The 14,634-nt window shown below is 59.6% G+C and carries 16 protein-coding genes; 5 read left to right on the plus strand and 11 right to left on the minus strand.

All coding sequences use genetic code 11. The features are described from left to right. The first annotated feature begins 133 nt into the window (after positions 1-133). A complete protein-coding gene (gene rpiA / locus ACK6BI_RS02110; protein ID WP_065258895.1) occupies positions 134-808 on the plus strand; it encodes a ribose-5-phosphate isomerase RpiA in 675 nt (224 codons plus the stop codon). Positions 809-955: 147 nt separating this feature from the next. Here the strand turns inward: rpiA and ACK6BI_RS02115 are convergent, their stop codons facing one another. From ACK6BI_RS02115 to ACK6BI_RS02130, 4 genes are all read right to left on the minus strand, one after another. Beyond that, the gene (locus tag ACK6BI_RS02115) at positions 956-1,873 is read right to left on the minus strand and encodes an SdiA-regulated domain-containing protein (protein WP_409315821.1); all 918 of its coding nucleotides are present in this window, start codon (positions 1,871-1,873) and stop codon (positions 956-958) included. Between the two features lie 105 nt (positions 1,874-1,978). Then, the gene (locus ACK6BI_RS02120) at positions 1,979-2,902 is read right to left on the minus strand and encodes an SdiA-regulated domain-containing protein (protein ID WP_409315822.1); all 924 of its coding nucleotides are present in this window, start codon (positions 2,900-2,902) and stop codon (positions 1,979-1,981) included. A gap of 198 nt (positions 2,903-3,100) precedes the next feature. After that, positions 3,101-3,766, minus strand: coding sequence for a fumarylacetoacetate hydrolase family protein (locus tag ACK6BI_RS02125; protein ID WP_409315823.1), 666 nt, complete (start codon positions 3,764-3,766; stop codon positions 3,101-3,103). A gap of 40 nt (positions 3,767-3,806) precedes the next feature. Next, positions 3,807-5,201, minus strand: a complete 1,395-nt coding sequence (locus tag ACK6BI_RS02130; RefSeq protein WP_409315824.1) for an FAD-binding oxidoreductase — start codon at positions 5,199-5,201, stop codon at positions 3,807-3,809. Between the two features lie 204 nt (positions 5,202-5,405). On the opposite strand from ACK6BI_RS02130, the gene serA reads away from it, so the two are divergent. Then, on the plus strand, positions 5,406-6,635 hold the full coding sequence (serA, locus tag ACK6BI_RS02135) for a phosphoglycerate dehydrogenase (RefSeq protein WP_065258890.1): 1,230 nt from the start codon (positions 5,406-5,408) through the stop codon (positions 6,633-6,635). Positions 6,636-6,729: 94 nt separating this feature from the next. Here the strand turns inward: serA and ACK6BI_RS02140 are convergent, their stop codons facing one another. Then, positions 6,730-7,155, minus strand: coding sequence for a DUF4399 domain-containing protein (locus ACK6BI_RS02140; protein WP_409315825.1), 426 nt, complete (start codon positions 7,153-7,155; stop codon positions 6,730-6,732). A 134-nt stretch (positions 7,156-7,289) separates the two neighbouring features. On the opposite strand from ACK6BI_RS02140, the gene ACK6BI_RS02145 reads away from it, so the two are divergent. Further along, the gene (locus ACK6BI_RS02145; RefSeq protein WP_409315826.1) at positions 7,290-7,874 is read left to right on the plus strand and encodes a transporter substrate-binding domain-containing protein; all 585 of its coding nucleotides are present in this window, start codon (positions 7,290-7,292) and stop codon (positions 7,872-7,874) included. 119 nt (positions 7,875-7,993) lie between these two features. On the opposite strand, the gene ACK6BI_RS02150 is transcribed toward ACK6BI_RS02145, so the two are convergent. Together ACK6BI_RS02150 and ACK6BI_RS02155 are read right to left on the minus strand one after the other, a co-directional pair. Further along, complete coding sequence (locus tag ACK6BI_RS02150; RefSeq protein ID WP_409315827.1) at positions 7,994-8,479, minus strand: DUF523 domain-containing protein; 486 nt, start codon at positions 8,477-8,479, stop codon at positions 7,994-7,996. A gap of 1 nt (position 8,480) precedes the next feature. Beyond that, entirely contained in the window at positions 8,481-9,113 is a 633-nt protein-coding gene (locus tag ACK6BI_RS02155; RefSeq protein WP_409315828.1) for a 2OG-Fe(II) oxygenase, read from the minus strand. Positions 9,114-9,221: 108 nt separating this feature from the next. Here ACK6BI_RS02155 and ACK6BI_RS02160 point away from each other — a divergent pair, with 108 nt between their 5' ends. Continuing rightward, entirely contained in the window at positions 9,222-9,974 is a 753-nt protein-coding gene (locus tag ACK6BI_RS02160; protein ID WP_409315829.1) for a DUF2059 domain-containing protein, read from the plus strand. Between the two features lies 1 nt (position 9,975). On the opposite strand, the gene ACK6BI_RS02165 is transcribed toward ACK6BI_RS02160, so the two are convergent. Further along, positions 9,976-10,926, minus strand: coding sequence for an alpha/beta hydrolase (locus ACK6BI_RS02165; RefSeq protein WP_409315830.1), 951 nt, complete (start codon positions 10,924-10,926; stop codon positions 9,976-9,978). A 97-nt stretch (positions 10,927-11,023) separates the two neighbouring features. Here ACK6BI_RS02165 and ACK6BI_RS02170 point away from each other — a divergent pair, with 97 nt between their 5' ends. Beyond that, on the plus strand, positions 11,024-11,599 hold the full coding sequence (locus ACK6BI_RS02170; RefSeq protein WP_409315831.1) for a DUF6436 domain-containing protein: 576 nt from the start codon (positions 11,024-11,026) through the stop codon (positions 11,597-11,599). 21 nt (positions 11,600-11,620) lie between these two features. Here ACK6BI_RS02170 and ACK6BI_RS02175 read toward each other — a convergent pair whose 3' ends face one another. From ACK6BI_RS02175 to ACK6BI_RS02185, 3 genes are all read right to left on the minus strand, one after another. Then, positions 11,621-11,881: a bacteriocin immunity protein gene (locus ACK6BI_RS02175; RefSeq protein WP_409315832.1), complete on the minus strand. Its 261-nt coding sequence runs from the start codon at positions 11,879-11,881 to the stop codon at positions 11,621-11,623. Between the two features lie 81 nt (positions 11,882-11,962). After that, entirely contained in the window at positions 11,963-12,220 is a 258-nt protein-coding gene (locus ACK6BI_RS02180) for a bacteriocin immunity protein (protein ID WP_409315833.1), read from the minus strand. Then, positions 12,213-14,561: an S-type pyocin domain-containing protein gene (locus ACK6BI_RS02185; RefSeq protein WP_409315834.1), complete on the minus strand. Its 2,349-nt coding sequence runs from the start codon at positions 14,559-14,561 to the stop codon at positions 12,213-12,215. The genes ACK6BI_RS02180 and ACK6BI_RS02185 overlap by 8 nt, the downstream gene beginning before the upstream one ends. Between the last annotated feature and the right edge of the window lie 73 nt (positions 14,562-14,634).

Raw genomic sequence — 14,634 nt, forward strand, 5'->3', positions numbered from 1 at the left:
TGGCGGTTGAGCGGGACCAACGAGTCTAACCCGGCTTTCGGGCGCACGACCACACGAATCCAGAGGTTTTAGCCCGGCTTGCGGCTATAATGCCGGCCTTTCTGTTCTTACCTTGCCCGCTTCCGGAGCCCGCATGACCCAGGATCAACTCAAACAGGCCGTCGCCCAGGCCGCCGTCGACTTCATCCTTCCGAAACTCGACGACAAGAGCATCATCGGTGTCGGCACCGGCTCCACCGCCAACTGCTTCATCGACGCCCTGGCTCGGCACAAGAGCGCGTTCGATGGCGCCGTCGCCAGTTCCGAAGCCACTGCCGCACGCCTCAAGGGCCACGGGATTCCCGTGTACGAACTGAACACGGTCAGCGACCTGGAGTTCTACATCGACGGCGCCGACGAAAGCGACGCGCACCTGAACCTGATCAAGGGCGGCGGTGCAGCCCTGACCCGCGAGAAGATCGTCGCGGCCGTGGCCAAGACCTTCATCTGCATCGCCGACGGCAGCAAACTGGTGCCGGTGCTCGGCGCCTTCCCGCTGCCGGTTGAGGTGATCCCGATGGCCCGCAGCCACGTTGCCCGCCAACTGGTGAAACTGGGCGGCGACCCGGTCTACCGCGAAGGTGTGCTGACCGACAACGGCAACATCATTCTCGACGTGCACAACCTGCAGATCACCAACCCGGTGGAGCTGGAAGCGCAGATCAATGCGATCGTCGGCGTGGTCACCAACGGCCTGTTCGCGGCGCGTCCGGCGGATCTGTTGTTGCTGGGTACCAGCGAAGGTGTGAAGACCCTGAAGGCCGAGTAACCTCAGGCTGCCTGCAAATTCGCGGGCAGACGAATAAACCCGTGGGAGCGAGCCTGCTCGCGAAAGCGCCAGTTCAGCCAACAGCTTCATTGGCTGACACGACGCCATCGCGAGCAGGCTCGCTCCCACAGTGTTTTGTGGTGCGAATTAGTGCTGCGCAGGTTTTCTGAAGACATAAAACAGATTCGGCTCGCTCACCAGATACAACGTCCCGTCATCATCCATCGCGATGCCTTCCGCCTGCGGCACGGTTTTCTTCAGTCCTTGCCGGCCACCGCTCAACGACATCGTGCTCAACGGGCGTCCGTCCACATCCAGCTCCAGAATCAGCCGCGACTCGTCCGACAGCGCCAGCAGATGGCCGCTGCGCTCGTCGTATTGCAGGCTCGACAGGTCACGCACGAACATCCCGGCATCGCGTTTGGGGTTGTTGATCACATGTACCGCGTAGGATTTTTCCGGGTTGAAGTGCGGAAAGCCATGCACTTCGTAGATCAGCATCGGATCGCGCTCCTTGGCCACGAACAGACGCTTGCCCACCGAGTCGTAAGCCAGACCTTCGAACCCCTTGTTGCCGCTCATGTGCACGCCGAGCGTCATCTGCTCGGCGTCGGCTGCATCAAGGAAAGTCGTGTCCTGCTCCAGATGAACCTTGATCAGGCGCTGCTGACGCTCATCGCTGATGACGTAGGTATCGGCGCTGATGAACTCCACCGCCTCCGCATCGCCAAAACCGATCAACGCGACACGCCGCAAGATCCGGCCTTCCAGCGACAGCTCGATCAGCTCGGCATGCTTGTTGGTGACGGTGAACAGGCTCTTACGTACCGGATCGTAGGTCAGCGCCGAGACGTCATCGTTCAGCCCTTCGATGACCCGGCCCTCGATGGCCACGTGGTACCGGTCCAGATTGATCGCCTCGATGCGGTGGGGCTGCCAGTGACTTTGCAGGTTGAACCAGGCGCGCTCGAACAGTCGCAGGTATTGGCCGATCGCAATCAATGCGAGCAGGGTAATGACCGAAAGGATGATCAGAAGAGGCTTGGGGCGGGCAAGTCGACGCATTCGGGCTGGGCTCGGATCAAAACAGGCGGATGAAATATCACGCCTGTCTGAATCGAAGCTTAAAGGCCCCTTGCCCCGGACGACAACCTTGCAGCGGCGGGCAGGTTATTTCTGTTTTTCGAAGCGGTAGAACAGGTTCGGCTCGCTGACCATGTACAGCGTGCCCTGCTCGTCCATGGTCACGCCTTCGGCGCGGGGAATGGTTTTCTTCAGGCCGTTGAAACCGCCGAGCAGAGTCATGAAGCTGACTTGCTCGCCCTTCTCGTCCAGTTCCAGCAGCAGGTGCGAATCGGCGGACAGCACCAGGGTATGGCCGGTACGCGGATCGACCGCCAGCGCCGAGAGATTGCGGATGTCCAGCTCGTCGTTCGGCAGCTTCTGCTTGTCGCCGTCGAGGGTCTGGCTGCCGTCGCTTTTCCAGGTGAACAGTGCCGGTGGACGCTCTTCGCCCAGCAGCAACTGTTGATTGCGCGGGTCCCAGGCAATCGCTTCAAAGGCCTTGTTCTGGTCCTTCGACGGGCCGAGGTCGTATTTCGGGAAATCATCGCGTTTCAGTTCGCGGGTCGCAGCGTCGACCTTGACGATGGACAGCATGTGCTCGCGCTCATCGACGACCGCCAGCAGGCCGTTGCCCAGCACCGTAACGCCTTCCGGGTTGCTCCAGCCCACCAGCGGCATCTTGCGCAGCACGTCGCCCTGCAAGGTCAGTTCGACCAGGAACGGGTTTTTGCCCATCACCGAAAACAGGGTCTTGCTCTGCGGGTCGAAGGACAGGTCCGAGGCCTCATCCTTTTCCATTCCCGGCAGCAATTTGCCGTCGATCACCACCCGATAGTCAGGCAACCAGATGCTGGCCGTACGTTCGGCCGGGCTCTCGAAGCGCTCGCGCAGCCAGAGCAGGCCCCGGTCATCCCAATGCATCGCATGCGCCAGACCGTAAGCGGCAGCGACTGCCAGCAACAGCCAGTAATACCAGCGCAGGGCGTAACGTGAGCGACGAGCAGGATTGAGCTGAGCTTGAGATGGCATCAGAGGACGAGTTCCGAAAATTCAGGCCATAGGGTAATAGCACAAAGAGGCCGGCTCAGACGCCAGAATGACCGGAATTATCCGGACAGGATGTGAAAAAAACGGCAAATGGCGGGATTGCCTTATGCCTTTGCGGGCGGCACCACAAAAACAAATGTGGGAGCAAGCTCGCTCCCACAGTTTTTCTTAGAGTTGCAGTCAGCGCACGCTGCTGGTGAAGCGGCTGGCGCCCGGCAGTTCCAGCACGATGTCATCGCCAACGTTCAGCGGGCCGACGCCCACCGGCGTGCCGGTCAGGATCACATCACCGGCCTGCAGTGAGAAACAACCGGCCATGTGCTGAATCATCGGCACGATCGGGTTGAGCATCGCGCTGCTGTTGCCGTCCTGGCGTACTTCGCCATTGATGGTCAGGCGGATGCCGATGTCAGTGAGATCAGGGAAAGTACTGCCGACCACGAACGGAGCAATCACCGCCGCGCCATCGAACGACTTGGCGATTTCCCACGGCAGGCCCTTGGACTTGAGTTCGGCCTGCTTGTCGCGCAGGGTCAGGTCCAGCGCCGGGGCGAAACCGGAAATCGCGTCCAGCACCTCCTCACGACTCGGTTTGGTGGACAGCGGCTTGCCGATCAACACAGCGATTTCCGCCTCGTAATGCACGGAGCCACGCTCGGTCGGAATGCTGAAACCGCCTTCCAGCGGCACCACGCAACTGCCCGGCTTGATGAACAGCAGCGGCTCGGTAGGGACCGGGTTATCCAGCTCCCTGGCGTGTTCGGCGTAGTTACGGCCGATACACACCACTTTCCCCAGCGGAAAATGAATCCGCGTACCGTCGACATACTGGTGCTGATAGCTCATTACCGACTCCTGCCTTCATTGATTCATCAGGGATTGCAGATCAAACCGCGAAGATCTTGCCCGGGTTCATGATGCCGTTCGGGTCGAACACCGCCTTGACCGCTTTCATGTATTCGATTTCCACCGGCGAGCGGCTGTAGGTCAAGTAATCGCGCTTGGTCATGCCCACGCCGTGTTCGGCGGAGATCGAACCGTTGTACTTCTCGACGGTTTCGAACACCCACTTGTTGACGGTGGCGCACTTGGCGAAAAACTCGTCCTTGCTCAAGTTATCCGGCTTGAGGATGTTCAGGTGCAGGTTGCCGTCGCCGATGTGGCCGAACCAGACGATTTCGAAATCCGGATAGTGTCTGCCGACGATCGCATCGATTTCCCGCAGGAACGCCGGGACTTTCGAGACAGTGACCGAGATGTCGTTCTTGTACGGCGTCCAGTGGGAGATGGTTTCCGAGATGTACTCGCGCAGCTTCCACAGGTTCTGCAACTGGGTTTCGCTCTGGCTCATCACGCCGTCCAGCACCCAGCCCTGCTCCACGCAATGCTCGAAGATTTCCAGGGCACTGTTGGCCACCTCCTCGGTGGTCGCCTCGAATTCCAGCAAGGCGTAGAACGGACAGTCGGTCTCGAACGGCGCCGGAACATCGCCACGGCCCATGACCTTGGCCAGGGCCTTGTCGGAGAAGAACTCGAACGCGGTCAGGTCGAGCTTGCCCTGAAAGGCGTGCAGCACCGGCATGATCGAGTCGAAATCGGCGGTGCCGAGGACCATCGCCGTGAGGTTTTTCGGTGCGCGATCCAGACGCATGGTGGCTTCGACCACAAAGCCGAGGGTGCCTTCGGCGCCGATGAACAGCTGGCGCAGGTCATAACCGGTGGCGTTCTTGATCAGGTCCTTGTTGAGTTCCAGCACATCGCCCTTGCCGGTGACCACTTTCATGCCCGCCACCCAGTTGCGGGTCATGCCATAACGAATGACCTTGATCCCGCCGGCATTGGTGCCGATATTGCCGCCAATCTGGCTGGAACCGGCGGAAGCAAAGTCAACCGGATAGTACAGGTGATGTTCTTCGGCAGCGTTTTGCAATTGCTCGGTGACCACGCCCGGCTGGCACACGGCGGTACGGTCGGTGAGGTTGATGTCGAGAATCCGGTTCATGTAGTCGAACGACACGACCACTTCGCCATGGGCGGCCACGGCAGCGGCGGAAAGACCGGTGCGCCCACCCGATGGCACCAGCGCCACTTTATGTTCGTTGGCCCAGCGAACGACGGCCTGCACTTGCTCGATGGTCTTGGGAAACACGATGGCGCTCGGCGCCGGGGCGAAATGTTTGGTCCAATCCTTGCCGTACGCGTTCAGGGAGTCGGCGTCGGTCAGGACCTTGCCGGGTTCGACCAGGGTCTTCAGTTCATCAATCAGGGCAGGATTGGTCATCGACAGAACTCTCGAACAATTCATGGTCATCCTGAGAACGCTTCACGTCGCAGGAATGAGTGATTAGCAGGGCGGCTATGCTAGCATACCGACCCCGCAGGCCAGTGCCCAACGGCGGTTCTGCGGTGACGGCTTTCTTGTCGTCCAGGTCAATGTCTGTTGACCATTTCCTGCCATTTTTCTCCGGGATACAGGTTTACGCAGATGAGCAAGACTTCTCTCGATAAGAGCAAGATCAAGTTCCTTCTTCTCGAAGGCGTCCACCAATCGGCTGTCGACGTCCTCAAGGCGGCGGGCTACACCAGCATCGAATACTTGACTGGCTCCCTGCCGGAAGACCAGCTCAAGGAAAAGATCGCTGATGCTCACTTCATCGGCATTCGTTCGCGCACCCAACTGACCGAAGAGATCTTCGATCACGCGAAGAAGCTGGTGGCCGTCGGCTGTTTCTGCATCGGCACCAACCAGGTCGACCTGGAAGCGGCCCGCGAGCGCGGCATCGCCGTGTTCAACGCACCATACTCCAACACCCGCTCCGTGGCCGAGCTGGTGCTGGCCGAAGCGATCCTGCTGCTGCGCGGCATCCCCGAGAAAAACGCATCCTGCCACCGTGGCGGCTGGATCAAGTCCGCAGCCAACTCCTTCGAGATCCGCGGCAAGAAACTGGGCATCGTCGGCTATGGCTCGATCGGTACCCAGCTGTCGGTCCTGGCCGAAGGCCTTGGCATGCAGGTGTTCTTCTATGACACCGTGACCAAGCTGCCACTGGGCAACGCAACCCAGGTCGGCAACCTGCACGAGCTGCTGGGCATGTCCGACATCGTCACCCTGCACGTTCCGGAAACCGCTGCGACCCAGTGGATGATCGGCGAGAAGGAGATCCGTGCCATCAAGAAGGGCGGCATCCTGATCAACGCGGCACGCGGCACCGTGGTCGAGCTGGAGCACCTGGCCGCCGCGATCAAGGACAAGCACCTGATCGGCGCTGCCATCGACGTGTTCCCGGTCGAGCCGCGCTCCAACGACGAAGAGTTCGAAAGCCCGCTGCGCGGCCTGGACAACGTGATCCTGACTCCGCACATCGGCGGTTCCACCGCTGAAGCGCAAGCCAACATCGGTCTGGAAGTGGCAGAGAAACTGGTCAAGTACAGCGACAACGGTACCTCGGTATCGTCGGTGAACTTCCCGGAAGTGGCCCTGCCGGCTCACCCTGGCAAGCACCGCCTGCTGCACATCCACGAGAACATCCCGGGTGTGATGAGCGAGATCAACAAGGTCTTCGCCGAAAACGGCATCAACATCTCCGGTCAGTTCCTGCAGACCAACGAGAAGGTCGGTTACGTGGTGATCGACGTCGACGCCGAGTACTCGGAGCTGGCGCAAGAGAAGCTGCAACACGTCAACGGCACCATCCGTAGCCGTGTGCTGTTTTAATTGCAGCTACGCGTGGCAAGCTTCAAGCGGCAAGTGAAAAGCGCTTTTGCCTGAACTTCGTCACTAAAAAGGGAGCCCCGAAGGGCTCCCTTTTTTATTCGACGGTAATGGTGATTTTCTTCGAGACCACCGGCGGGTCGAAAGCCATGTGGTTCTTGTCGCCCAGCTCCAGTTGCAAAGTGTGCTTGCCTGGCGCCAGTTTGATTTCTGCGAACGTCTGGGCCTTGCCGAAATGCATATGGTTGGCGTCGGTCGGCACCACTGCGCCGGCCGGAACGATGTCCTTGGCGTCGATCAGCAGATGGTGGTGACCGGTGTTCGGTGTGGCATCACCGGCCGGCGCGAGCGCGACATCCTTTGTACCGAACTTGACGGTGAAGGTCTGCGAAACCTTTGCTCCGTCTTCGGGAGAAACGATGAACACTTCGGCTCCCTTCGGCGCCGGCGTGGCCGCACTGGCCAGCACCGAAACGCCCATCAGCAAACCAGCCAAAGCAGCACGTGACATGAATGTTTTCATTCTCTTCTCCAGTTTTTCCGTAAAATCCGCGCGGTCATGACAACTTCATGACCATTCGTTGTCGAAGGCACTCGACAACCATAGCAAAGCGAGCCTGACCAACAGGCCGCGACAATGATTTCAAAGGAGTGACCATGCGCTTTCTGCCTGGCCTGATCTGCCTGCTTCCCCTTCTGAGCCCCTTGGCTCACGCCGAACTGCTTGATGACGTCAACGACCGAGGCGAATTGCGCATCGCCCTTGAGGCTAATACACCGCCCTTCAATTTCAAGGATGACGACACCCTCACAGGGTTCGAGGTCGAGCTGGGTCAACAACTGGCCCGCGAACTGGATGTACGCGCCGATTTCATTGTCACCGACGAGGCCGATATGTTTCAGGGCGTCGAAAGCGGCAAGTACGACGTCGCGCTCAACCACATAGCACTGACCCCGGAACTCAAGGATCGTTTCGACGTGAGCGAGCCTTACACACAGGTCAATGCGCAGTTGCTGGCGAAAAAGGATGAACAGCCCCGCCCTCTGGTGCTGATCCAGACCCTGACGGAAGAGAAACCGAAGGTCGGGCCGCCGGTGAATCTGGCGATTCCGTTTCAGAAGGGCAATCCGGCGTTTCACGCGAGCCTTGAGAATGCGTTGCAGCGGATCAGGGCGGATGGGCGGCTGGAGGCGTTGTCGCAGAAGTGGTTGAGCGTGCAGGCCTCTGAAAACCTGAAGTGAACACAATTTCCATGTGGGAGCGAGCCTGCTAGCGAAAGCGACCTGTCAGCCACCAATACCGGTACTGACAAAGCGCAATCGCGAGCAGGCTCGCTCCCACAGTGTTTTCTGGCGTGTAATTAATTGAGTTGTGTCAGGGCATGTGCAGCCTGCGGCAGTTCGAGTTCGCTGAAGACCTGCACGCCATGGCGCTTGAGCAACGCGGCAGTAACCCCCTCGCCACTCACTTTCACCCCACTGAACGTCCCGTCATAGGTGAACAGGTTCCCGCAGGAAGGACTGTTGGCCTTGAGCACCGCCACGCGAATTCCGTGTTTTCGCACCAGCTCCAATGCCTGGCGGGCGCCATCGAGAAACTGCGCACTGACGTCCTCGCCCTCGGTGGTGATCACCGCCGCAAGGCCATCGAGCACTTCGCCGCCCTGCCCGCCCGGAATCTCCGCCGCTGCCCGGGGTGTCGGCAAACCGCCGGCCACTTCCGGGCACAGCGGTACGACGCGACCTTCGGCGATCCACTGTTCCAGCAGATCGAACGGCCCGCTGGCACCACCGTCGTAACGCACGCGATGACCCAGCAGGCAGCGACTCACGAGGATCCTGTGCATCTCAGAACGGCTCATTGCCACGACGACGGAACCAGCCGGTCAGCGACAATCGCTCACGGCTGGCCGGCAATACTTCGTGAGGCACTTCGCCGGAAAGAAACACCACCAGGCAGCCACCGGTGGGTTGCACGTCATGGATGCGGTCGTTCTCCAGATACATGCGCAACTGCCCGCCATCCTCCGGCAGCCAGCCGTCGTTGAGGTAGATCACTGCCGAGACCATGCGCCGGTCATCGTCGCGAAACCGGTCGACATGCTTGCGGTAAAACGCACCCGGCGGGTACAGGGCGAAATGGCATTCGAAGTCTTCCAGACCGAGGAAAAGTCCGCGATTGAGCGCCTCGCGCAGGCTGTCCATCAGGTTCAGATAATGGTCACTGGCCTCGGCCTGACCCGGGTCGATCCATTGGATATGGTCGCCACGAATGCCCTCGCGGACCTCCGTAAACGGCCCGCGCCCGACGCCCGCCGGCGCCAGTTCACCTTCGGCCTCGCGTTTGCGGCACTCGGCGGCCAGCGCGCGGGTCAGATCCGCAGGCAGGAAAATGTTCTGCTGCGACCAGCCACGCTCGGCCAGGTCGTCGACGATACGTAACAGCAGCGGGTGTTCAGAGGATATTTGCATGGCGCGCATAGTATGCCTGCGGCAAGAATTGCGACAGAGCCACGCGGCGGCTTGATACGAATTCTCGACAAGTACCGGCACCGCACGGAGAATAGTCCGCTGCCGACAGGAGTCCCTATGCGCCGTTTGCTTTTTTCACTGTTGATGTTCTGCGTTTTGCCCGCCTGGGCAGACGGCCACGACCAGTTGTACAAGGTCGCCGGCTGGCCGGACCAACGCGCGCATTTCAATGACGCCCTGAGCGCCGCGCAACAGCGTTACCAGAGCAGCCTGCCTCCGGCGGTGTTTCAGGCGCTGGTGAACAACAGCAACCAGCGCTTCGCCCCTCAGGCCGTGGACCAGCGGGCCGAGTCGCAACTGCGCAGAAACCTCGCCGATCCGAAACCGGCCCTCGCATTTTTCCAGTCGCCGCTGGGCAAGAAAATCGTCGCCGCCGAACTGCTGGCGACCCGCCGCGATCAATTGGCGAAAAACGCCAAGGGTCTGCCGAAGATGCAGGCCAGCGACAGTCGCCTGCTGATTATCGGCCATCTCGCCCAGGCCTTGCCCGCCCGCGAGGCCGGCGCCGAAGTGAGCCTGGCGATTGCCGGCGTGGCGGCGGACAGCCTGAGTTCGATGATTCCCGGCCTGCTCGGCGGCGGTCAGGCCCAGGGGATGCTGAACAGTCAACGTCAGCGCCTGATGGATCAGATCGGTGCCGACCTGAACAACACGCTGCTGTATGTCTATCGCGACCTGTCGGACGAAGAGCTGGAAGAGTTCGCGACCTTTGCCGAATCCACCGAAGGCAAAGCCTACTATCAGGCCGCGCTGGCAGCGATTCGCGCCGGGCTGGCCGTCGGCCAGAGCACCTCGAACCCAAGCCAGTGATCTAGGGATTGCGGCCCTTGATCCGCTTGCTCAAGAACTCGAAATACTCCTCGCGCATCGGTGCCGTTTCATTGGCCAGGTGATGCCGCGCCTCGGCCAGCAGCAGAATCTGCGGCCGGTCGAACTTCCACTTCATCACTTGCAGGTTGTGTTGCCAGTCCACGGTCATGTCCGCCTGGCCCTGGACGATCAACGGCCGACGCGGACTCTTTTTCGCGTATTCCACCCGTTTGATCCAGCGTGACAATGCACCGACCCAAGCCGTCGGCAAACGCTTGGGCTGTAGTGGGTCGGCTTGCAGGAACGGCAGGAAATCCGGGTCGTTGGAGTTCTCGCTGAAGCGCCGGGCAATACCCCGCACGAAAGGCCGCAGCAGGTAGTAACTGAGTTGCGACCAGCCCCAGGCCCGCGGCCGCACCAGCGGCGCCAGCAAAATCAACTGGCCTTGGGCAGGGCTGTTCTCACCGTGGTTGAGCACGTGATCGACAATGATCGCCCCGCCCGTGCTTTGCCCGCACAGGTGCCACGGTTGCGGCAGCGCAATCGAACGCGCCTCGGCAAACAGACCTTGCAGCGCATCCTGATATTCGGAGAAATCACGGATGCTCGCCCGTGGCCCGCTCGACAGACCATGCCCGGGCAAGTCACAGGCAATCACCGCAAACCCCAGATCCAGCGCCCACTCGATCACATGCCGATAGAGGCCGGTGTGATCGTAAAAACCGTGCACCAGAAACAGCGTGGCCCTGGCCGTTTCCGCCGGCCACCAGCAATGGCTGACGAGTTCATAACCATCGACGTCGAAGCGGCCCATGCCGCGCCAGACATCGCGCTCCGGGAAGTCGGTCTTGTAGAACCGCTGATACGCTTTCGCCTCCTCGGACAACGGCTGCCACTCGGCCAACGGCTTGAGGCTCGCACGCAGATGATCGGGATCGAAAGCAACAGACATGGGCAATTCCAGAACGGTAAACGGACTTTATCGGCCTGCGATATTCATCTGTCGCGGCAAGCATGGCAAGCTAGCGCGCTCCCGAGGATCGAAAACCATGCGCTCGCCCTACCGCACCGCACTGTTTGCCAGCCTGCTCGCCATCGTGTGTGCCGGCGTGCTGTGGGCTGCGTACGACTGGTTTCAGGGTCGCTATCTGCGGGCGTTCAGCGAACATACCGCGGTGTTTTCCGGCGATCCGCTGCGTCTGCCCGACGACCTCGCCGGCCCCGGCAATATCCGCCTGGTGCACTTCTGGGACCCGGCCTGCCCGTGCAACGTCGGCAATCAGCAGCACCTGACCGAAATGGTCGAACAGTTCGGCCCCAAAGGCGTGGAGTTCTTTGCCGTGCAGAAAGCCGGCAGCCACGGCCAGTTGCCCGCCACCCTCAGCAACCTCAAGACCATCGCGGTGCTGCCCGGCGCCGAACAGATTCCCGCGAGCCCCGCCGTAGCGATCTGGGACCGCAGCGGCAAACTGGCGTATTTCGGGCCTTACAGCGAAGGGCTGACCTGTAATTCCAGCAACAGTTTTATCGAACCGATCCTGCAGGCGTTGAGTGATGATCGTCCGGTCAATGCGACCCATACGCTGGCGGTCGGTTGCTACTGCCCATGGTTGAGTGGGGAGTGAGAGTTTCGCCACACTCCACAACTAAACCACTTTAAACCCAGGCTTGCCGTTGGCGGCCCGCCATGCCTTCACCTCTTTAACCACTTCTGTTGGCCCACTTTTTCCTGGCTCCGGATAAAAGATCAGGTCTGAACCGGAGGGGTGCTCGCTCAAAGCCTTGAACTCTAAAACAGCATCAATATGCTGTTCCTCAGTATCGTAGTCATTATTATAAACCCTTGTAACAAAGCTCAAAAATTCAGACTCCAACAGATCACTTATACGCTTACTACTTATTGACATGACAATCACCAACCTAATTAATGTCTCACCACAAAAAAGTGCCCTTACCGCTACTCAGACAACAAGGGCACTGCCAAGAATTTACTCCGATTTAAATCCAGACTTTCCGTTCGAAGCCCGCCACTCTTTAACTTCCTGCACAACTCCTTCCGGGCTATCTTCCCTACCTTCCCGTGGGTAATAGATCAAATCTGAACCACTCGGATGCTCTGTCAAACGCCTAAACTCCGAAACCAGTGCAACACCTTCCTCCTCCGTGCGTGAGCTTGGATCGAATATTGCGGAAACAAACTCCAAAAACTCTCTCTCCGTAAAGTCTGAAATCGTCTTGTTAATCATTTGGCCGCTGTCCTCTGTGGATTTCTTTATGTCGGCTAGGCGTGACCACAGTAATATTTTCCAAACCATAGACACTGCCATTATTCGAAATATAAATTTTATGATGTAGCTCGAATTTCCCGGCTCCTCCTGCCCGTTCTATTTCTGGAGCAAAAGGAGCATTTCCATTTGCCATTTCAAGGATGTTTACTGTTTTAAATTGACGAGACAACTCCGGATCCCCGGCCACCGCCTTCCAGTACGCCTCCCGAAACGCCCGAAAATTCCTGAACTCCCGCCCTCGCAACTGATCGGCAATCTGCACTGGCACCGGCGCGCCTTCGCCTTGCGATGCGCTGGCAAGCCAGTTCCCCGACACCACCTGACCCACCCCTGTCGCGACGCCCGGATCCTCCCGCCGGTCCCGAAACATGATGTAGTTCGGCGGCAGCCCGGAGTCCAGCGGGAACACCAGGACATAGTCATCGAATCCGGCTTCGGAAACCGCCGGGAACGAATCGAGGCGTCCCTCGACCGGTATCACCGTCGCTCCGGTATAGACAGGTGGATCCGTCGGTTCGGCCGGTGAGATTGTCGAGCTGTTGCCCGGGTTTACGATCGGCGTCCAGGTCAGGGTGCGTGGCGGAACATCGGCTGTGGTTGCGGTGTAGACGTTGCGTTCGGCGTCGTAGGAAGCCGCCAGCACCCTGACAGTCGACGGAACGTTCAGGCCATCGGTCCTGACGACAAAGACCTCTGACTGCCCGTTCGCATCAGTCTTCGAACTGAACCGGTAAGGCAGATCGACCACGCCCCCGGCAGCCGCAATGGCGTGCAGGTCTGGCGCTGGAACAGGCGCGATGTCTGACAGCGGCGTACTGAACGCATAACGGTCCGGCAGTTCGCCGTTACCCAGTTTCGAGGAGTAGACCAATGCGCTGACACCGACCACCGCACCTGCCCCGACGCTGGCCGCCAGACTGCCCACAGCCGTAATGGCGCTGCGAACGGCCGCTTGCAGGCTGACCGAAGCGGCCTCGGCAACCGCCAGGACTCCGGCCGACGTCATGAACAGTGGCCCGGCGGCAGAAGTGGCACCCGGTGCGCGGAAGGTATGGGCGGAACGAAGAGCCTCTGCCGCTGCCCGCGCTTGCTCATCGGCTATGCGTCTTGCTTCTGCCTCGGCGGCAATTCGCGCCTCTTCCCGCAGGCGTGCCTGCTCCTGCAAATGCCAGGCTTCCTGCTCCCGGGCAAGGCGGATCTCCCGCTGCAACCGCTCCGCCTCCTGAGCCCGGGTGATCAGACCGGCAAATGCGTCCGCCGCCGCGACCATATGCCGGGCGTTTTCCGAATGCAGAAGCGAAGCGTGATAGTCCTGCCAGCGCGTGCCCAGATCCGTAGTGGCCTGCAGGTCCACCAGGTTTTTCAACGCCTCGAGCTCGGGCTTGCTCAACGGGGCGTTGATCGCCGGGTTGGCGATCGCATAGGGCCGGACGGCGGCTTGCTCGGCGGCGCGAATGTTGTCCGCTGCGATTTTATAATTCGTGAGTGTTTGAGAAAGACTGCCTCCGGTTGACCCCGCCGCCGCAGCGATTCTTTCAACGAGAAATCCCGGCAGAAACTGAAAGCGGATATTCGTTTCCAGATTGACCACGGACAGCCTTTCGGCAGCAAGAATCTCCCGAGCGTCCCTGGTCAGTTGCGCTGCCCCCTCCACCTGACTTCTTTGTGCAGCCAGGCCCGGCAGTTGATTGCCGATAATGGCCATCACCCATGCAAGGCGCCGCAGTTCCATGGCCGAACGATAGGCCCTGTCGATGGCCGCATAAGCGATGGAAACATCCGGCACCGGCGAAGCCAGACTTTCCCGTATTTTCCTGAAGGACAAATCCTTCATCAGGAAAAAAGGATTATGACCATACAAGGAATAAGCGCCCTCGGTATGGGCACGATACTCCAGCAACTTCGCGTGAATAACCTGAATGGTTACTTCCTGATCGGCCTTGACTTTCTGAAGCAATGAAAGTCCGACACTGGCCGCCTGCCTGGCCTGCTCTACTTCATTAGTGGCGACAGCTCCGAGATTGCTGAATACTCCAGCGTACTCAAGATCAATATGTGCCTGAGCATTCTGCTGCTCATGCATCAAGTCATCCCAAATAAACGGAGTTAACGGATCCAGTTGACCAGAACCTTGACCGGTGCCTCTATGCGGCCCTTCATTCAATCCCCAACTTCCCGAAAAAAACCCACCTTGCGCCAATCGAACCGGCGCAGTTGTCTGGATGGGTATCGGTGCCAGTTCATATTTCCCCGGTGCGGTCTGCTTGTGCGGTCCAAGATAGTTTTCAATATCACTCATACGACTTCTCCATGTCAGTTATTCCATGTATCGAATTCGCAAACTTCGTTTTAGTCCTCCGCTTTTTTCTCGA

It is taken from the genome of Pseudomonas sp. KCJK9016, from assembly GCF_046231795.1.
Lineage (GTDB): Bacteria > Pseudomonadota > Gammaproteobacteria > Pseudomonadales > Pseudomonadaceae > Aquipseudomonas > Aquipseudomonas bananamidigenes.